General features: G+C 69.0%; 18 protein-coding genes. 1 reads left to right on the top strand and 17 read right to left on the bottom strand.

What is annotated here, in order from left to right; translation table 11 throughout:
- Positions 1-18: 18 nt before the first annotated feature.
- The 5 genes from LXM88_RS06150 to LXM88_RS06130 all read right to left on the bottom strand — a co-directional run bounded on the left by LXM88_RS06150 (position 19) and on the right by LXM88_RS06130 (position 6621).
- Positions 19-837, bottom strand: coding sequence for a MinD/ParA family ATP-binding protein (locus LXM88_RS06150; RefSeq protein ID WP_262539628.1), 819 nt, complete (start codon positions 835-837; stop codon positions 19-21).
- A complete protein-coding gene (gene flhF / locus LXM88_RS06145; RefSeq protein ID WP_262539626.1) occupies positions 830-2608 on the bottom strand; it encodes a flagellar biosynthesis protein FlhF in 1779 nt (592 codons plus the stop codon). Before flhF ends, LXM88_RS06150 begins: the two co-directional genes overlap by 8 nt.
- Entirely contained in the window at positions 2605-4704 is a 2100-nt protein-coding gene (gene flhA, locus LXM88_RS06140) for a flagellar biosynthesis protein FlhA (protein ID WP_262539624.1), read from the bottom strand. Before flhA ends, flhF begins: the two co-directional genes overlap by 4 nt.
- A complete protein-coding gene (flhB, locus tag LXM88_RS06135; RefSeq protein WP_262539623.1) occupies positions 4701-5909 on the bottom strand; it encodes a flagellar biosynthesis protein FlhB in 1209 nt (402 codons plus the stop codon). Before flhB ends, flhA begins: the two co-directional genes overlap by 4 nt.
- A 331-nt stretch (positions 5910-6240) precedes the next feature.
- Positions 6241-6621, bottom strand: a complete 381-nt coding sequence (locus tag LXM88_RS06130) for a DUF805 domain-containing protein (RefSeq protein WP_262539622.1) — start codon at positions 6619-6621, stop codon at positions 6241-6243.
- Between LXM88_RS06130 and LXM88_RS06125 the strand changes: the two genes are divergently transcribed.
- Positions 6602-7054 (top strand): hypothetical protein, encoded by a 453-nt coding sequence (locus LXM88_RS06125; protein ID WP_262539620.1) that lies wholly within the window; start codon positions 6602-6604, stop codon positions 7052-7054. The two genes, LXM88_RS06130 and LXM88_RS06125, sit on opposite strands and share 20 nt — an antisense overlap.
- Here the strand turns inward: LXM88_RS06125 and LXM88_RS06120 are convergent.
- The 12 genes from LXM88_RS06120 to LXM88_RS06065 form a co-directional block, all read right to left on the bottom strand.
- Positions 7051-7548, bottom strand: a complete 498-nt coding sequence (locus LXM88_RS06120; protein WP_262539618.1) for a VOC family protein — start codon at positions 7546-7548, stop codon at positions 7051-7053. The genes LXM88_RS06125 and LXM88_RS06120 overlap by 4 nt on opposite strands.
- Positions 7549-7713: 165 nt before the next feature.
- On the bottom strand, positions 7714-8958 hold the full coding sequence (locus LXM88_RS06115) for a DUF3443 domain-containing protein (RefSeq protein WP_262539616.1): 1245 nt from the start codon (positions 8956-8958) through the stop codon (positions 7714-7716).
- Positions 8959-8974: 16 nt separating this feature from the next.
- A complete protein-coding gene (locus LXM88_RS06110) occupies positions 8975-9478 on the bottom strand; it encodes a DUF2844 domain-containing protein (protein WP_262539615.1) in 504 nt (167 codons plus the stop codon).
- Between the two features lie 258 nt (positions 9479-9736).
- Positions 9737-10468, bottom strand: a complete 732-nt coding sequence (gene cheZ / locus LXM88_RS06105) for a protein phosphatase CheZ (protein WP_262539614.1) — start codon at positions 10466-10468, stop codon at positions 9737-9739.
- A gap of 1 nt (position 10469) precedes the next feature.
- Complete coding sequence (gene cheY, locus LXM88_RS06100; RefSeq protein WP_034183905.1) at positions 10470-10865, bottom strand: chemotaxis response regulator CheY; 396 nt, start codon at positions 10863-10865, stop codon at positions 10470-10472.
- 67 nt (positions 10866-10932) lie between these two features.
- A complete protein-coding gene (locus LXM88_RS06095; RefSeq protein WP_262539612.1) occupies positions 10933-12024 on the bottom strand; it encodes a protein-glutamate methylesterase/protein-glutamine glutaminase in 1092 nt (363 codons plus the stop codon).
- Positions 12021-12800 (bottom strand): chemoreceptor glutamine deamidase CheD, encoded by a 780-nt coding sequence (gene cheD, locus LXM88_RS06090; RefSeq protein ID WP_262539611.1) that lies wholly within the window; start codon positions 12798-12800, stop codon positions 12021-12023. Before cheD ends, LXM88_RS06095 begins: the two co-directional genes overlap by 4 nt.
- Positions 12797-13789: a CheR family methyltransferase gene (locus LXM88_RS06085; protein WP_262539610.1), complete on the bottom strand. Its 993-nt coding sequence runs from the start codon at positions 13787-13789 to the stop codon at positions 12797-12799. The genes cheD and LXM88_RS06085 overlap by 4 nt, the downstream gene beginning before the upstream one ends.
- Positions 13790-13792: 3 nt before the next feature.
- Positions 13793-15766, bottom strand: a complete 1974-nt coding sequence (locus LXM88_RS06080) for a methyl-accepting chemotaxis protein (protein ID WP_262539609.1) — start codon at positions 15764-15766, stop codon at positions 13793-13795.
- A gap of 37 nt (positions 15767-15803) precedes the next feature.
- Entirely contained in the window at positions 15804-16319 is a 516-nt protein-coding gene (cheW, locus tag LXM88_RS06075) for a chemotaxis protein CheW (RefSeq protein ID WP_096472199.1), read from the bottom strand.
- A 47-nt stretch (positions 16320-16366) separates the two neighbouring features.
- Positions 16367-18610 carry a chemotaxis protein CheA gene (cheA, locus tag LXM88_RS06070; RefSeq protein WP_262539606.1) on the bottom strand — a complete coding sequence of 748 codons (2244 nt, stop codon included), beginning with the start codon at positions 18608-18610 and terminating at the stop codon, positions 16367-16369.
- Positions 18611-18643: 33 nt separating this feature from the next.
- Complete coding sequence (locus tag LXM88_RS06065) at positions 18644-19021, bottom strand: response regulator (RefSeq protein WP_047899513.1); 378 nt, start codon at positions 19019-19021, stop codon at positions 18644-18646.
- Positions 19022-19045 lie beyond the last annotated feature (24 nt).

The following is a 19045-nucleotide window of genomic DNA, read 5'->3' as shown; positions in this document are numbered from 1 at the left end:
CTCTCCTTCCGGTAGCGCTCACGCGGCGTGTGCCGCACCCGCCTCATACGACGGCTTGCCGCCCGCATGGACGGCGCGGCCCGCGCCCGAACGCGGGCGCATCGGCCAGTACAGCAGGTCGGCGGCAATCTGCCGGTAGTCGCGCGCGGCCGACGACGACGGGAACGCGTCGACCACCACATGCGTCAGTTCGCGCGCGTGCTCGACGAGCGGATCGGCGCTCACGCAGCCCGCGTCGGCGATCGACACCGTCAGGTAGCGGCTCGCGACGCCCGCGAGGTTGTCGAAGGCCGTCTTCGCGTCCGCATGGCTGCCGACGTGATTGGTCAGCACGCGGAACTGCGCGAACGCATGCGCGAAATGCAGCCGCTTCATGCACGCGTACGCCTCGGTGATCGCCTGCGCGGCAACCCGCGTGACGACCAGCACGTCGTGCGCTTCGCGCGCGAGCGCCGAGAACGAACCGTCGGCGCCGAGCTGCGCGTCGACGAGGACGATGTCGGCCGGCCCGTCGACGAAGTCGCTCAGTTGCGCGTCGCTGTAGCCGGCGCGCGCGAGCCGCGCGGCCGCGCACAGGCCGAAGCCGGCGGCCACCCGCGTGCGTTCGCCGTCGCGCAGCCACGCGCCTGCGAGCGTCGCGCTGGCCGACTGCACGTCGGCGCGCTCGTCGACGACGAGCACATCCTTGCCGAGCGACGCGAGCGCCGCCGCCAGGTTCACGACGGTGGACGTGCAGCCGACCCCCGCCGGCCCGCCCGTCACCGCGACGATGCGCGACGCGCGCCCGGCCAGCAGGCGCCGCAGCCCTTCGGCCTGGTCGATGATCTGTTTATCCAAATCGCACCTCGTGCAGCTCGGCGGTGGAACGTGCGGTCAGGGCGGAAAGCAGCGTCGGCATGTCCTCGTCCTGCGGCACGAACGGCGAGCCGTCGCGCGGCACGCAGAACGCGCTCTTCAGCAGGAATTTGGTCGATGCGACATACAGGTTCTCCGGCACCTTCTGGCCGGTCGACACGTAGTGGATCGGCAGCTTGTAGCGGATCACCGTATCGAGCACGCCGCCGAGGTGGGTCGCCTCGTCGAGCTTCGTGAGGATGCAGCCGGCCAGGTCCGGATGCTCGCCCGCGCTGCGGTACGCCTGCACGACCTCGTTGAGCGTGTCGCCGTGGCTCGTCGCGTTGAGCAGCAGCAGGCGCTGCACCGGCGCGTTCGCGCCGTGCAGCATCGCGATCTGGTCGGACACCGCGCGGTCGCGCTGGCTCATGCCGATCGTGTCGATCAGCACGATGTGCTTGTTGCGCAACTCGGACAGCGCGAGCGCGAGATCGCCCGCATCCTTCACCGCGTGCACCGGCACGCCGAGGATCTTGCCGAAGATGCGCAGTTGCTCGTGGCCGCCGATCCGGTAGCTGTCGGTGGTCAGCAGCGCGACCTTGCTCGCGCCGAAGCGCATCACGCAGCGCGCGGCCAGCTTCGCGGTGGTCGTCGTCTTGCCGACGCCCGTCGGCCCCATCAGCGCGAACACGCCGCCGCGCTCCATCAGCGCGTCCTCGCTGTCGAGCACCGGCAGGTTCGCCGCGAGCACCGACTGCGCCCATTCGGCGGCCTGCTCGAAGGTCTGCGCGTCGTCGCCGGACGGCAGGTTGTCGACCAGCATCCGCACGAGCTGCGCGGACAGGCCGGCCGCGAACAGGTGCTTCGTCAGCGCGCCATGCACGGCGCTGCGACGCTGGCGGTCGTGCCACCTCAGGCTGTCGAACTGCTCTTCCATCATGCCGCGCAGTTCGCCGAGTTCCTGCATCACCGTATCGTTGACGATCCGCTCGATGCGCGACTTCACCGCATCGGCCACCGCGGCGGCCGAATCGGCGGACAGGCGCGTGCGCTCGGCGGCTTTCGCTGCATTCGCTGCATTCGTGTCGGGCATGCGCGGCGCGGCTGCCGGCATCCGGCGTTCGGCATCGCGCACGATGTCGCGTGCCCAGTCGGGCGACGGCGCGCTCGCGGCGCGCTGCGGTGCAGGCGCGACGGCTTGCGGCGCGGCAGGCGTCGCCTGCGCACGCGCGATCAGCGCGTCGCGCTGCTGCGTCAGGCGCTTCGCGTGCTCGACGAGCCACGGCGCGGGTTCGGAAGCGGGGGCCGGCGTACCGGGGGCCGGCGTACCGACTGCGGGCGAACCGGCGGCCGGTGCGGCGGTCGACGGCGAACCCGCAGCCGGGGCATCCGCATCGAGCGTCGAGGGCTGCGCCGCCGTGTCGTCCGCTTCGGCGCTTGCACCGAACACGGACGAGAACACGTCCGGCAGCCCGCCTTCGCCCGCCGCATACGGATTGACGCTCGGGCGCGCGAACCCGGCGCCCGGGCGCGACACGATGCCCGGCATCGCGGCGGCCGGCACGGATTCCGGCGCGCGCGGCGCGGCGATCCGCGGCCGTGCGGCGGCCGGCGGCGTCACCGCGGCCAGGTCCGAATCGGCGAGTGCGACGATTTCGACGCTGCCGTCATCGAGCGTGCGGTTCGACAGTACGACCGCGTCGGCACCCAGCGCCTCGCGCACGAGACGAAGCGCGTCGCGGCTCGTTGCGCCGGTGAATTTGCGAATGTTCAAGCGGAACCCCCGATGACGTTAACGACTTTGATCGTGCGTGTGTCCGGCACTTCGGCATACGACAGCACTTTCAATTGCGGCAGGCTGCGGCGCAGGAAACGCGCGAGCATCGCGCGCAGCGCGTGCTGCACCAGCAGCACGGGCGGCAGCCCGAGATTCTGTTGACGCAGCATCGCTTGCTGCGTGCCGGTCAGAAGGTTGTGTGCGAGACCGGGTTCGAGGCCCGGGTTCGCGCCGGTGGCGAGCGCCTGCGACAGCACGCGCTCGAGATTCGAGTCGAGGCCCATCACCTGCATCTCGCCCGCGCCCGGATACCACTGCTGCGTGATCGCACGGCCGAGCGAGAGCCGCACCGCGGCGGTGATCTCGAACGCGTCGCCGCGGCCCGCATGTTCGGACACGGCTTCGAGGATCGTGCGCATGTCGCGGATCGGCACGCCTTCCTCGAGCAGGTTCTGCAGCACCTTCTGCAGCGTCGTCAGCGAGATCGTCTTCGGCACGAGATCCTCGACGAGCGACGGCGCGTCCTTGCCGGTGCGCTCGATGAGCGCCTGCACTTCCTGGCGGCCGAGCAGCTCGGCCGCGTGCTGGACGACGAGATGGTTCAGGTGCGTCGCGACGACCGTGCTCGCGTCGACCACCGTGTAGCCGTACACCTGCGCCTGTTCGCGCAGCGCGACGTCGACCCACACGGCCGGCAGCCCGAACGCGGGATCCTGCGTGACGGCGCCCGGCAGCGCGGCCGTCACCTGGCCGGGGTTGATCGCGAGCCACTGGCCGGGGAACACTTCGCCGACGCCGATCTCGACGCCCTTCAGCGCGATCCGGTACGCGTTCGGCCGCAGCTCGAGGTTGTCGCGGATATGGATCACCGGCGGCAGGAAGCCGATTTCCTGCGCGAATTTCTTGCGGATGCTCTTGATGCGCTTGAGCAGCTCGCCGTCGCTGTTCTTGTCGACGAGCGGGATCAGCCGGTAGCCGACTTCGAGGCCGAGCGGGTCGATCAGCTGCACGTCGTCCCAGGTCGCTTCGTGGCTGTCGGACGGCAGCACCGCGGGCGGTGCGATGTCGGTCACGCCGCCGGCCGCCTTGCGGGCCGCCGCGCGCTTCGTCTGCGTGCGGGCCAGCCAGATCGCGCCGCCGCCGAGCGCGAGGAACGCGAAGTGCGGCATCCCCGGGATCAGCCCCATGATCACGATGATCACGCCGGTGATCGTCAGCACGCGCGGATTCGTGAACAGTTGCCCGGTGATCTGCGTGCCGATGTCCTCGTCGGTCGCGACGCGCGACACGATCACGCCGGCCGCGGTCGAGATCACGAGCGACGGGATCTGCGCGACGAGGCCGTCGCCGATCGTCAGCAGCGTGTAGTTCGTGCCGGCCGCCGCGAAGCTCATGTCGTGCTGGACCATCCCGACGATCAGCCCGCCGATCACGTTGATCGCCATGATGATCAGGCCGGCGATCGCGTCGCCGCGCACGAACTTCGACGCGCCGTCCATCGACCCGTAGAACTCGGCTTCCTGCGACACGGACAGGCGGCGCTTGCGCGCCTGTTCCTCGTTGATGAGGCCGGCGTTCAGGTCGGCGTCGATCGCCATCTGCTTGCCGGGCATCGCGTCGAGCGTGAAGCGCGCGGACACTTCGGCGATCCGCCCCGCGCCCTTCGTGATCACCATGAAGTTGATGATCATCAGGATCACGAACACGACGATGCCGACCGCGAAGTTGCCGCCGACCAGGAAGTGGCCGAACGCCTCGATCACCTGGCCGGCCGCGTCGGGGCCCGTGTGGCCTTCGAGCAGCACGACGCGCGTCGACGCGACGTTCAGCGACAGGCGCAACAGCGTCGAGAACAGCAGCACGCTCGGGAACGCCGCGAAGTCGAGCGGCTTCATCGTGTACATGCTGACGAGCAGCACCATCACCGACAGCGCGATGTTGAACGTGAACAGCAGATCCAGCAGCAGCGGCGGCAGCGGCAGGATCATCATCCCCAGGATCATGCAGATCAGGACGGGACCCGCGAGCGCACGCAGGTTGGCGGCCGCGAACGGGTTCGTGCGCTTCGAGAGCAGGCCGGTCGGGGTGCTCATGCGGACGCTCCTTGCTTGCCTTGCTTGCCGAGCGTGTCTTCGGCTTCCTCGCGTTCATCGTCGGCGGACACCGACGCGCCCTTGTCGAGTTCGGCCGGCACGTCGAGATCGACCGGCACCGCGGGGAACGCACCGCCTTCCGAACGGAAGCGCTTGAGCTGGTAGACCCACGCGAGCACTTCGGCGACGGCCGAGTACAGCGAACCGGGAATCTCGCGTTCGAGTTCGACGTTGTGATACAGCGCACGCGCGAGCGGCGGCGCCTCGAGCAGCGGCACGTTGTGCTCGGCCGCGAGTTCGCGGATGCGCATGGCGACGAGGTTCACGCCCTTCGCGACGACCTTCGGCGCGCGCATCTCGCCGTCCGTGTATTGCAGCGCGACGGCGAAGTGCGTCGGGTTCGTGACGACCACGTCGGCCTTCGGCACGGCCGCCATCATCCGTCGGCGCGCGATCGCGCGCTGCTGCTGGCGGATCCGCCCCTTCACGTGCGGATCGCCTTCGTTCTCGCGATGCTCGCGCTTCACTTCTTCCTTCGTCATGCGCAACTTCTTGTTGTACTGCCAGATTTGGTAAGGCACATCGAGCGCGGCGACCACCAGCATCCCGGCGACCGTCGTGCCGCAGCACACGGCGACGAGATGCAGCGCGTCGGGAAGCGCCGTGCCCAGCGGCTGCGTCGCGAGGCCGAGCAGTTCGTCCTTGCTGCGCCAGATCGCGATGCCGCCGATCCCGCCGACGACCAGCGTCTTCGCGAGCGACATGCCGAGCTGGATCGGCCCCTGGATCGAGAAGATCCGGCCGAGGCCCGAGATCGGGTTCAGGCGGTCGAACTTCAGTTCGAAGGTCTTCTGCGAGATCAGCCAGCCGCCGAGCGCCATCGGCGCGAGCAGCGCGGCGAGGCCGGTGAGCGCGAGGATCGGAAGCAACGCGGCGAAGCCTTCGAGGCTCGCGCTGCCGGCCGCCGACAGCATCCGGTTCGTGTCGAACGCGGTCGCGCGGTCGAACGTGAATGCACCGCGCAGCATCGCCTGCAGATGCGCCCCCGACGGGCCCGCAAGTAGCCACGCACCGTAGAACCCGGCCGCGAGCAGCGCGAACGAAGCCAGTTCGCGCGAACGCGCGACCTGCCCCTCCTCGCGCGCCTTCTCGCGGCGCCTGGGAGTGGCGGCTTCGGTCTTGTCGAGATCGCTCTCGTCTGCCACGTGGCCTCCAGTCGGGTACGGCGGAATGCCGCTTTCCAGTGACACCGATTATTCATGGAGGCGTCAAACGCCGATCGGTCGAGCAAAGCCGGGAAAGGGGGGTATTTCGGGGAATCGGGCGAGCCGCCGTAAACGGAGCGGGACGGGAGGCGGAGCGAAGCGCGACGGGGTGCGATGCGGCGAAAAAACGCGGCGTTCGGCACAACGATGAAGCGCGGTTCCCGGACGGAACGGTGCCGGCGTGAAGCGGGGAACGGTGAAGCGGAGGAGCGGGAAAAACGGGGAAGTCAGGCCCCGACGCGATGGCGTCGCGCGTCGGGGCAGGCGGCGCTCAGGCAGCCGGGATCGGATCCGCGCCGAAGCGGTTCGGGCCTTCGGTGCCGCGCGAGCACATCCACACGAGCAGCAGGATCGCGCCGACGATCGGAATGAGCGCGAGCAGCAGGAACCAGCCCGAGCGGCCCGTATCGTGCAGGCGGCGCACGCTGACCGCGATGCCCGGAATGATCAGCGCCAGCGAAATCAGGAAGATCACACCCAGCAGCAGCAGCGTGACCAGGCCCGCGTCGCGGCCGACCGCGCCGATCACCTGGGAGACGACCGAGAGCATGCAGCTCAGCAGCGCGAAATACCAGTATTCGGCACGCCGCGCACGGCCTTCGAATTTCGCGTATTGATTGAGTACGGAACGAATGGCTTCTGAAAAATTCATCTTTATTACCCTCCTGTTTTATATCGACGACCCCGGAAACAACGCCGGAATTATAGGTTCGAATTTCGACAGGCTCCATCTCTTTTCGCATGCCGGCCGACACGTTCGCCCCGCCGCATCGGCCTGGGAACGACCGCCATGGCGTAACGCAGCGCCGCGAGCTTGCATGCCGCGTCATTTTAATAATCTTGAATATCTGACAGAAACACTGGAGTCAAATAATCCGGCACTTGATTACAAGCGAATGAATCCGGACGCGATCGATAATCGATCCGGTCGCGCGCCAATCGATTTACCGGCCGGCCGGCATGACGCAGGCGCACCCGTCCCGCCGGCCGACGCGGCACGAATCGAAAGCACCGCGTACGGGCCCGGCCATCGCTTCCTCGACGCTGCGACGGCGGTCCGCGCCGGCCTCCGGCCCGGGCCCTAACCGGCCGCCGCCCGCTGCAGCGCGCCGAGATCGAGCTTCTTCATCGTCATCACCTGCGCCATCACGCGCTCGGCGCGCGCCGGATCGCCGGTCATCAGCTCGGACATCTGCACGGGCACGACCTGCCACGACACGCCGAAGCGGTCGCGCAGCCAGCCGCACTGCTGCGCACGCTCGTCGCCGCCTTCGGACAGGCGCGCCCAGTAGCGGTCGATCTCGTCCTGGTCGCGGCAATTGACGACGAACGACACGGCCGGCGTCATCTGGAACACCGGACCGCCGTTCAGCGCGACGAACGCCTGCCCGTCGAGCTCGAACGCGACCGTCATCACCGCGCCCTCGGCCTGCCCGGACGCGTGCGCGCCGGCCTTGCCGTAACGCGCGACGTGCACGATGCGCGCGTTGTCGAACACCGACACGTAGAAACCGGCGGCCGCCTCGGCGTCGCGGTCGAACCACAGGAACGGCGTGATGCGTTGAATGCGCGAGCTCATGGCGCGGTCTCCTCGATGTCGTGCCGGCACCGGTGCCGGTGCCGGTCTTACATCGTAGGCGCTGCGCGCGCGCACCGCGGCGATCCGATCCGTAGTGCGCGCGGCGTCCGGATAAAAAAGGGGGCGATCGCTCGCCCCCTCTTTGCTGCCCGCGGCCGTGCCGCGTCAGAACGCGACGAAAGGCGCCGCGCCGCCGCTCGCGCGCTTGTCCATCCCGAAATAGATGGTCTTGCCGTAGAAGTGCGGCATGCCGATGTCGAGCCATCCGGCCGCGCCGAACGGGCCCGCGATGTCGTTGAACGCGAACGTCGACGCGTTCGCGAACAGCGAATCCGCGTTCGCGACGGGCATCGACACGGTGCCGCTCGCGCTGTTCTGGCCGGTCAGCGTCGCCGTATAGGTGGTCGTCGAGGACGGGCAGTAGAACTGCGTGTTCCTCGAACAGACCGTCTGCGCCGAATCGTTGAAGAAATACGCGTTCGAACCGGTATCGAAGAAAGCCGTCACCGTGCTGCCGAGGAACGACGCGCTGACGTCGCCCGTCGTGGTCGACGTCATGACGGTCGATGCACCGAGCCCGTTGTTGCCCTGCGTGCCGATCCCGAAGATCAGCAACCCTGTCGCGCTGCCCTGCCCGCTGCTCGAGATGTTCGGCATCTGCACGATCACGCCGTTGTTGTCGGTCGCGAAACGATGAACCGGATTGGCCACCTGTTGCGCGACCGGCACGAGCGCGACCCCGCAGCTCGCATTGCCGTTCGGGCATGCGTAGTAGTTGTTGTTCGCCGACGACGTCGACGTCGCGCAGGTCGTGCCGCAGTCGACCGGCGCCGGCCCGATGCCGAGGATGCCGTTCGCACCGAGCGCGCTCGCCGAGTTGGCCGACGCGCCGCCGTTCGTGCACGAGGTCGGCACGCTCGTCGTGCCGAGGTCGCCGATGATCTGCACGGGCAGCGAGCTCGCCTGTTCGGTGCCGATCGACAGGTCGACCGTGCGCACCGAACCCCACGTGTAGCTCGACACGAACTTGCCGCACTCGGCGACCGGCGAGCCGCCGCTCGTCACCTGCGGCAGGCTGCCGAGCACGCCCGACACCGCGCTGCCGACGAGCCGCAGCCCGTAGGACGCGGTATCGACAAGCACGTTGCTGACCACCTGGCAGGTCGACGTGCCCGGCGCGCAGACCTTCACGCTGACGGTCGGGATGTTGATCACGTTCGCGACGCCGGTGCCGACCGTGATGACGGCCGTGTTCGCGGTATTGCCGTCCGACACGTTCGAACCGTTGCCGTTGCTGCCGGAGCTGCTGCTGCCGCCGCCGCCGTCGCCGCATGCCGTCACGAGCACGGCCGTCGCGGCCGCAAGGCCCAGCACGCCGAGCCAGCGCTTGAATGTACGAGGAATTCTCAAGATCGCTCTCCCGCTGTCACTGGATGTCGTTGCCGGCGAGGCCGGCAGGCAGTGCCGCCGGCAGCCACGCCTGGCCCGAGAAGGCGCCCATGTGGCCGCCCGTCCGGATCACGAGGCCGCTCGTCGCGACGGACACGGGCGCGCGCCAGCCGCGCGCCGCGTGCGCCGCCTGGACACCGGCGGTGTATTGCGGGAAATAGCTGCCGAGCAGCGACGCGAGATCCGGCATCGTCGGCCCGCTCCATGCGAGGCCGAACACGCTGCCGGCGGCCGACGTGTATTCGTGGATGACGGTGCCCGATCCGAGCGTGATCTCGCGGACGGTATAGGCGGCCGTGCTCGTCTGCACGCCGTCGGCCGAACGCATCGCGCGCTGCATCGCGCGCACGGTTGCAGCCTGATCGTCCGCCGGCGGCGACATCGGCGCGCCGCCCAGTTCCGCGTGTGCGTGGACGGTCCACAGCACACCCATTGCAGCCGCCGCGTGCGCGACGGCCCAGCCCAAGCGTTCCAGCTTCACGTTCCCTCCCAAGGGACTGGCTTCGTTGCCGGAGACGCAGCCATCGTGCCCGCGCCGCCAGTCAACGTATGAAATTCGTATGAATGACGCTCTGTTGCTGCTGACGCGTAGTATGCCTGCTGAGTGTGTCGACGTGTCAATTCGACACAGCCCGTATAGGGTCGCGCGTGCGGGGCCAGCGGGGGAAACGTGGTGGGAACGGCGCGCCGCAGCGCATCGGCGCCCCGCGAAACGGGGCGCCGATGCGCTGCGGCAGGATCAGAAGCCCAGGCTCGCGAGCAGGTCGTCGACCTGCCCCTGGTCCTGGACCACGTCGGATTTGCCTTCCGGCGCGATCTGCGGGCCGTTCAGCAGCGACTCGGGGCTGCCGGTCGCGCTCATCTGCTCGGCCGCGAGCGCGGCCGCGGTGGCCGCGAACTGCTCGCGCCGTTCGGGCGCGATGTTCTCGACGAGCACGGTGAGGAGCTGCTGCTCGATCAGGTAGACCATGTCCATGATCTTCTTGATCACCTGCCCGGTCAGGTCCTGGAAATCCTGCGCGAGCATGATCTCGAGCAGTTGCGCGCTGGTCGCCGACGTCGACTCGGGCAGCGCGCGCAGGAATGCGCGCGTATCGTCCATCAGCTCGCGCACTTCCGCGTGCTCGATCGGCGCCGCGTACCACTGCGCCCAGCGCGCGTCGAGCGCCTCGGCCTCGTTCTGGACACGCTCCTGCACGGGCTTCGCGACCTCGATCGCATTCAGCACGCGCACGGCGGCCTGCTCGGTCATCGTCGCGACGTAGCGCAGCCGGTCGCGCGCATCGGGCACGGCTTCCGCCGCGCGCTCGACATGCTTGTCGAGCCCGAGCTCGCGCATCGAATCGCGCAGCGCGCGCGTGACCTGGCCGATGCGCGCGAGAATGCGGTCGCTCGCGAAATCGGCGCCTTCGGGGTGGCTGTCGGCGCTGAACCCCGCGCCGGCGAGCGCCGCATGGATCGGCTCGTTCACGTCAGCTCCCGGTCTTCGCCATCTTGTCGATGATCTTGTTCAGCTTCTCGTCGAGCGTCGCGGCCGTAAACGGTTTCACGACGTAGCCGCTCGCGCCCGCCTGCGCGGCCGCGATGATGTTCTCCTTCTTCGACTCGGCCGTGACCATCAGCACCGGCAGGTGCGTGAGCGTCGCGTCCGCGCGGATTTCCTTCAGCATCGCGAGGCCGTCGAGGTTCGGCATGTTCCAGTCCGAAATGACGAATTCGAAGCCGCCGCCGCGCAGCCGCGCGAGACCGGCCGCGCCGTCCTCGGCCTCGTCGACGTTCGTGTAGCCCAGTTCCTTGAGCAGGTTGCGGACGATCCGGCGCATCGTCGGGAAATCGTCCACCACCAGGATTTTCATGCTCTTGTCCATCGTCGTTCCTTTCCAGATTCGTTTCCGTCGGGACGCGTATCGTGGCACGCGCCCCGTGACATTCCATTCAAACGCGCTGCACGCGGTCGCCCATCGTCGCCAGTCGCGCCATCACGCGGCGGCTCATGTCGGCGAGCGGTGCGATCTCGTCGGCACCGCCGAGCGCGATCGCCTCGCGCGGCATCCCGAACACGATGCAGCTCGCCTCATCCTGCGCGAAAGTGTGCGCGCCCGCGCGTTTCATTTCCAGCAGGCCGGCCGCGCCGTCGCGGCCCATCCCGGTGAGGATCACGCCGATCGCGTTCTTGCCCGCGTGCGTCGCCGCCGAGCGGAACAGCACGTCGACCGACGGGCGATGACGGTTCACGGGCGGCTCGTCCGACAGTTGTGCAATATAGTTCGCGCCGCTTCTCGCGAGCAACAGGTGCGCATGGCCCGGCGCGATGTACGCATGGCCCGGCAGCACGCGCTCGCCGTGCTCCGCTTCCTTCACCGCGATCCGGCACAGGCCGTTCAGCCGCTGCGCGAACGATTTCGTGAAACCGGGCGGCATGTGCTGTGCGATCAGCACGGCCGGTGCATCCGGCGGCAGCGGCGTCAGCACCTCGCGGATCGCCTCGGTACCGCCCGTCGACGCGCCGATGATGATCAGCTTCTCGGTACTGACGAGCGGGTTGTTGATCATCGGCGCAGCCGCGGGGCTGTCCGCCGAGCGTGCGGCGGCCTGCGGCTGCGGCGCCTGGCGCACGCGCGCGCGCGACGCCGCGCGGATCTTGTCGGCGAGCTTTTCCGCGTAGTCGAGCATCCCGTCGCGAATCCCGACGCGCGGCTTCGTGACGAAATCCACCGCGCCGAGTTCGAGCGCGCGCAGCGTGATCTCCGAGCCGCGCTCGGTCAGCGACGACACCATCACGACCGGCATCGGCCGCAGGCGCATCAGCTTCTCGAGGAAATCGAGCCCGTCCATGCGCGGCATTTCGACGTCGAGCGTGAGCACGTCGGGGTTGTGCTGCTTGATGAGCTCGCGCGCGACGAGCGGATCGGGCGCGGTCGCGCACACCGTCATGTCGGGCTGGCTGTTGATGATCTCCGTCATCAGGCTGCGGATCAGCGCCGAATCGTCGACGCACAATACTTTGATCTTCTGCACTGCGGTCATGCCTCCTGCTTTTTCGATAGGTTCGTCGCGTACGGGCTCCCGGCGCACGGGCTCCCGGCGGACGGGTTCGCTGCCCGCACGCCGCCTGCACTGCCCGCGCTGCCGGTGCCGCGCGCGCCGAACAGCTCGATGCGCGGGCGCGCCGGCTGCGGCGCGGCCGGCCGCTTCGCCGCGAACAGCTCGACGTGCGCGCGCGGCCGTGCGGCGCTTGCGCGATCGGCCTCGCGTGCAAGCGCGGCTTCGCGCTCGGTGACGCCCGGCACCTGCAGCCGCAGCTTCTTCACCATCGCGCGCCCCGTGTGCGGCATGAACGCAACCTTGCGCGGATGGACATCCTGCAAGTCTTCCGCCGTGATGCGGATGCGTTCGAGCGCGAGGTAGCGGCGCACGAAATCCGCGTTGCGATCGCCGATGTTGATGGTCGTCATCCCGGCCAGCACGGCCGCGCCGCCGAACACCTTCGCCTCGAAGCGTTCGCGGCGCCCGCCGGCCTTGATCAGCTCGTTGATCAGCACTTCCATTGCGTACGCGCCGTAGCGCATCGATTCCGACGCGGCCGCGCCCGCATCGGCGCCGTCGTCCGGCAGCATGAAGTGGTTCATCCCGCCGATGCCCGCGTACGGGTCGTGCAGGCACGCGGCGACGCACGAGCCGAGCACGGTCATCAGCACCATGTCCTCGGACGTCGTGTAGAACTCGTTCGGCAACAGCTTCACGCCGGGACGGCCGAAGTGGCTGTCGAAATAGCGATTGGTCGCGATCGGCAGTGCGCTCATCCGCGATCTCCATAGGCCGGCGCGGCGTCCGCGGCCCGCGCACGGACCGGCGACGGCATCGCGGCCGCCGCGGGCGCCTGCGCGCCACGCGGCCGCGCACCCTGCGCGGCGTCGCGTGTCAGTTCGTACACGGTCTGCCCGCGCAGCCGGAACGCCTGCGTGACATACGTGAAGTTTTCCGAATGGCCGGCGAACAGCAGCCCGCCCGGCTTGACCAGCGGATCGAAGCGCGACAGCACCTGCCCCTGCGTCGGCTTGTCGAAATAGATCATCACGTTGCGGCAGAAGATCGCATCGAACGGCTTCGCGATCCCGTAGTCCGCATCCGTCAGGTTCAACTGCTCGAAGCGGATCATCGCGCGCAGCTCGGGGCGCACCTTCACGCGGCCGGCCTGCGCGCCGGTGCCCTTCAGGAAGAAGCGTTTCAGGCGTTCGGGCGACAGGTGCTTGACCTGGTCGTACGTATAGATGCCGGCTTCCGCCTTCGCGAGCACCTGCGTGTCGAGATCGGTCGCAAGGATCGATGCGCCGCGCGCCGCCGATTCGCCGAGCGCCTCGATCAGCGTGATCGCGATCGAGTACGGCTCCTCGCCGGTCGACGCCGCCGAGCACCACACCGACACGGGCGCCGGCCGCCCCTTCACGAACTCCGACAGGATCGGGAAGTGGTGCGCCTCGCGGAAGAACGCGGTCAGGTTGGTCGTCAGCGCGTTGGTGAACGCTTCCCACTCGAGCGGATCGTCTTCCTGCTCGAGCAGGTCGAGGTAGTCGCGGAACGTGTCGAGGCCGCGCGCGCGCAGCCGCCGCGCGAGACGGCTGTACGCCATGTCGCGCTTGTGCTCGGACAGCGAGATCCCCGCACGTTGGTGGATCAGCGCGCGAATGCGTGCGAAATCCGCGCCCGTGAACGCGAAATCGCGCCCCGGCTCGCCCGCGCGAGGCGAGGCATCCGGTGCATCGGGTCGAAACGGCGCGCGCGCGTTCGGCATGGCTTAGAAGGTCTCCCAATCGTCGTCGGACGTGCCGGCCGCGGCCAGCGCCGGCTTCTCGCCGTTCAGCGCGGGGCGCACGAGCGCGGGCTTCGCGGCCGGCTTGTCCGCCGGGGCGGCGGCCGACTTCGCGAGACGCGGCCCGTAGCCGCCGCCAGCGGCGCCGCGGGACGCGGGTGCTTCCTTCGGCGTGCGCGCACCGGAGTCCGCTGCGCGCTTCGGCTGGCTCGCGCCCGCTGCACCCGACGTGGTCGCATGCGACGCCGGCGCGGCGCGCCGTGCCGGTTGTGCGGCGGCCTGCGGCGCCGGCAGCGCGGCGACCGGCGCAGCGTCGTGACGCGGTTCCGACAGCAGTGCCGGCACGGCCGCCGGTTCATGCGCGACCGGCCGCGCGACGCCGCGCGCCGGCGCGAGCACGATGCCGCCCGCCACGCGCCAGCTCGACACGATCGTCTTCATCTGGCGCGTCTGCTCCTCGAGCGACGCGGCCGCGGCCGCCGCCTGCTCGACGAGCGCCGCGTTCTGCTGCGTGACCGAATCCATCTGGCCAACTGCGCGGTTGACCTGCTCGATGCCGGTCGACTGCTCTTCCGACGCGGCGCTGATCTCGCCCATGATGTCGGTCACCCGGCGCACGGCCTGCACGATCTCGTCCATCGTCGAGCCCGCGCGCGCGACGAGCGCCGACCCGCTGTCGACCTTCTCGGCCGAATCGCCGATCAGCTGCTTGATTTCCTTCGCGGCGCTCGCGCTGCGCTGCGCGAGCGAGCGCACCTCGCCCGCGACCACCGCGAAGCCGCGGCCCTGCTCGCCCGCACGCGCGGCTTCGACCGCCGCGTTCAGCGCGAGGATGTTGGTCTGGAACGCGATGCCTTCGATCGTGCCGATGATGTCGACGACCTTGCCCGAGCTCGCCGCGATGTCCTGCATCGTCGACACGACCTGGCCGACGACCTCGCCGCCCTGCGTCGCGATGTCCGACGCGTTCACCGCGAGCTGGCTCGCCTGCCGCGCGTTCTCCGCGTTCTGCCGCACGGTGCCCGTCAGCTGCTCCATGCTCGACGCGGTTTCCTGCAGCGACGCGGCCTGCTCCTCGGTGCGCTGCGACAGGTCGATGTTGCCGGTCGCGATCTCGCGCGCGCCGACGTCGATCGACTCGGTGCCGCGATGGACGGCCTGCACCATCGTCGTGACGGCGTCCTGCATCCGCTTGATGCCGCCGAACAGGCGGCCGATCTCGTTCGTGCTGAACACGTTCACCGGCTGCGTGAGGTCGCCGCCGGCGATCCGTTCGAAGTGCGCGATCGCGTCCTCGAGCGGCTTCACGATCAGCCCGCGCATCGCGAAGCGGATCGCGATCACGACGACGAACGCGATCGCGATGCCGGCCGCGATCAGCACGACCATCAGCGAGATCTGCGACTGCGTCGTGGCCTGGCGCTCTTCCGCGCGCTTCTGCAGCGACGCGACCACGGCCGACGCGGCCTGGTCGTACGCGACGAACATCGGGCTGATCTTCGTGTCGGCAATCGCGTGGTACGCGGCCATGTCGCCCGCGCGCGCGGCCGCGAATTCGGGCTCGACGCCTTCCTTCACGATCGTCGTATAGCGTGCGGTGAGTTCGTCGACGAGCGCCTGCTCGACCCCGAGCTTCGGCGTCGACTGGAACGCCTGCCAGTTCTGGTTCGACTTCGCGTACAGCTCCTGCGCGCGGTCGAGCACCTTGGCCGCGTCGGCCGTGTTGCCGGCTTCGGTCAGCGAACGGAAGCGGTCGAGCGACACGCGCGCACGCAGCAGGTACGACGACGTGTCGTCGAGCGTATGGATCGCCGGCAGGTCGACGTGCGCGATCTCGTCGAGCGAGCGGCTCGCGTGATCGAGCGCGTAGAGGCCGAGCCCGCCGACCGCGGCGGCCAGGCACACGAGGATGAGTCCGACCGCGGTCAGCGTCGTGCGGATCGACCAGTTATGCAACATTGCAGATTCTCCCGAAATTCCTGCGCGCGCGGCGCGCTTACCCGCCGAGTGTTTCGATCAGCGCCATTTCACGGCTCGACATCAGTTTCTCGATGTCCATCAGGATCAGCATCCGGCCGTCGACCGTGCCGAGGCCCGTCAGGTACTCGGTCGTCAGCGTCGCGCCGAATTCCGGCGCCGGCATGATCTGGTCCGTCTGCAGCGTCAGCACGTCCGACACGCCGTCGACCACCATCCCGACCACGCGGTGCGCGACGTTCAGGATGATCACGACGGTCTGGTGGTCGTACTCGACGCGGCCGAGATGGAACTTGATCCGCATGTCGACGATCGGCACGATGATCCCGCGCAGGTTGATCACGCCCTTGATGAACTCGGGCGCGTTCGCGATGCGCGTGACGCTGTCGTAACCGCGGATCTCCTGCACCTTCAGGATGTCGATCCCGTATTCCTCGTCGCCGAGCGTGAACACGAGGAATTCCTGGCCCGTCGCGTCGCCTTGCGCCGCATCGCGGCGGCTCGTCGCCGCGTTCGCCGCGGCCGTATTGATCATTTGGACTTCAGCAGACACGTTTGCCCCCAATCGGTTGATGGCGAGAGTCAGAACATTGCGAGCTCGGCGCCGGCACGGGCGCCGTGCATCGCACGGGTTTCGCGGTTCAGTGCCGCGACGTCGACGATCAGCGCGACGCTGCCGTCGCCGAGGATGGTCGCCGCCGAGATGCCGTGCACCTTGCGGTAGTTGGTTTCGAGGTTCTTCACGACCACCTGCTGCTGGCCGACCAGTTCGTCGATCAGCATCGCGAAGCGGCGTCCCTCGGTTTCCATGATCGTGACGATCCCCTGGGTCGGGTCGGTGCGCGCGTCCTCGACCGAGAACACTTCGTGCAGCGCGACCAGTGGCAGGTATTCGCCGCGCACGCGCACCACGCGCTCGCCGTTGCCGACCGTGTAGATGTCGTCGTGCGACGGCTGCAGCGACTCCATCACGAAGTTCAGCGGCAGGATGAAGATCTCGCTGCCGACCTTCACCGACATCCCGTCGAGGATCGCGAGCGTCAGCGGCAGCACGATCCGCGTGGTCGTGCCGCGGCCGGCCTGCGACGTGATCTCGACGTGGCCGCCCATCGACTGGATGTTGCGCTTCACGACGTCCATCCCGACGCCGCGGCCCGATACGTCGGTCACCGTCTCGGCGGTCGAGAAGCCCGGCGCGAAGATCAGCTGCCAGACTTCGTCGTCGCTGATGTTGTCGGACACCGGCATGCCCTGCTTCGCGGCCTTCGCGAGGATCCGCTCGCGGTTCAGGCCCGCGCCGTCGTCGCTGACCTCGATCACGATGTTGCCGCCGTGATGCGCGGCCGACAGCACGAGCTGGCCGACCGCGTCCTTGCCGGCGGCGACGCGCTTGTCGACGGTTTCGATCCCGTGGTCGAGGCTGTTGCGCACGAGGTGCGTGAGCGGGTCGATGATCCGCTCGATCAGGCTCTTGTCGAGTTCGGTCGCCTGGCCGAACGTGACGAGCTCGACCTGCTTGCCGAGCTTGCCGGCGAGATCGCGCACGAGCCGCGGGAAGCGGCTGAACACGTAGTCCATCGGCATCATGCGGATCGACATCACGGCTTCCTGCAGGTCGCGCGCGTTGCGCTCGAGCTGCGCCATCCCGTTGAACAGGCGATCGTGCAGCGCCGGATCGAACGCGCTCGCGGTTTCCGCGAGCATCGCCTGCGTGATCACGAGCTCGCCGACGAGGTTGATCAGCTGGTCGACCTTCTCGACGCCGACGCGGATCGAGCTGCCTTCGGCGCCCGATGCGGCCGCGGCGGCCGGGCGCGCGCGCTTGTCATCGTGATGCGCGGCGGCCTGCGCTGCGTGTTCGGCTTGCGGCTGTTGGGGCGGCTGCTGCGGCTGCGTTGCTGCTGCGGCGGCCGGTTCGACGGTCGCGGGAGCCGGTGCGGCCGGTTGCGGCGCGGCGGCCGGCGGCGCGAATACCTCGACGCGCGCGGCGGGTTGCGCGGCGGCGGCCGGTTCGGCAGCCGGTGCGGCGGCGCCCTGCGCTGCGGCGGGTGCGGCCGGCGCCGTGCCGTGCGCGACGCGGATCTGGCTTTCGTCGATCACGAAGCAGCACACGGCGACGATGTCGTCGGACGGCACGTCCGATTCGAGCCACAGCGTCAGGTCGGCGCCCGCTTCCTCGCGGCCGACGATCCGGCCGAGGTTGCCGAGTTCTTCGCTGAGCAGCTCCCGGTCCTTCGCGTCGACGCCCACGAGCGTGATCTTCAGGTGCGGGCCGCCTTCGCCGACGCCGGCGTCGGCCGCCGGATGCGCGGCCGCGACGGCCTGCTCGACCACATGATCGGGCGCGCGATCGCCGCCGGCGGCGGGCTCCGCGGCCGGGGCAACCGGTGCGGCGGCAGCGGCGACCGGCGCGGCAGGCGCCGGCGCGCCCGCGCCGCTCTCGGCCTTCAGCCGTTCGAGCTTCGCGCAGATCGTCGCGGCGGCTGCCGCGTCCGGTTCGGCGCTCGCGCGGTAGTCGACGAGCTGGTCGGACAGCACGTCCTTGGTCTCGAGGAACGCGTCGACCATGTCCTTGGTCAGCGTCAGCTCATGGTTGCGCGCGCGGTCGAGCAGCGATTCGAGGATGTGCGTCGTATCGGTCAGCGCGGAAAAGCCGAACGTCGCCGCGCCGCCCTTGATCGAATGCGCGGCGCGGAAGATCGCGGCCAGGTCTTCGGGGTCGGGCGAGTCGACGTCGAGGTTCAGCAGAAGCTGCTCCATCTGCGCGAGCAGCTCGTCCGCTTCGTCGAAAAAGGTCTGGTAGAACTGCGTGATGTCGAGAGTCATGCCCGGTCACCGGTTGGATTCGTCGCGTTCATGTCAGGAGGCAGCCGGCTCGGACAGCGTCGCGACCAGGTCGACCAGCACGACCGGGTCGATCGGCTTCTCGATCCAGCCGGTCGCGCCCGCGTCGCGCGCGGCATCCTTGAAGGCATCGCTGCCTTCGGTCGTCAGCACGAGGATCGGCGTGTCCGCATACGCAGTCAGCTTGCGCAGCGCGGCGATCACCTCGAGCCCGCTCTTGCGCGGCATGTTCTGGTCGGTCAGCACCAGGTCGTACGGCGCGGTCGCGGCCATGTCGAAGCCGGCTTCGCCGTCCGGCGCCACCGTCACGTCGTAGCCGGCCTGCGCAAGCGTTGCCTGCAGCAGCGCACGCATGGTCGCGGAGTCGTCGATGGCGAGAATGGTTCGGATCATGTCTGTCTCGGAATCGTGGAAACG

The organism is Burkholderia sp. S-53, from assembly GCF_025560745.1.
GTDB lineage: Bacteria > Pseudomonadota > Gammaproteobacteria > Burkholderiales > Burkholderiaceae > Burkholderia > Burkholderia pyrrocinia.
Note: the sequence above shows the minus strand (reverse complement) of the source record. Positions and strands in the feature narration are given on the sequence as shown.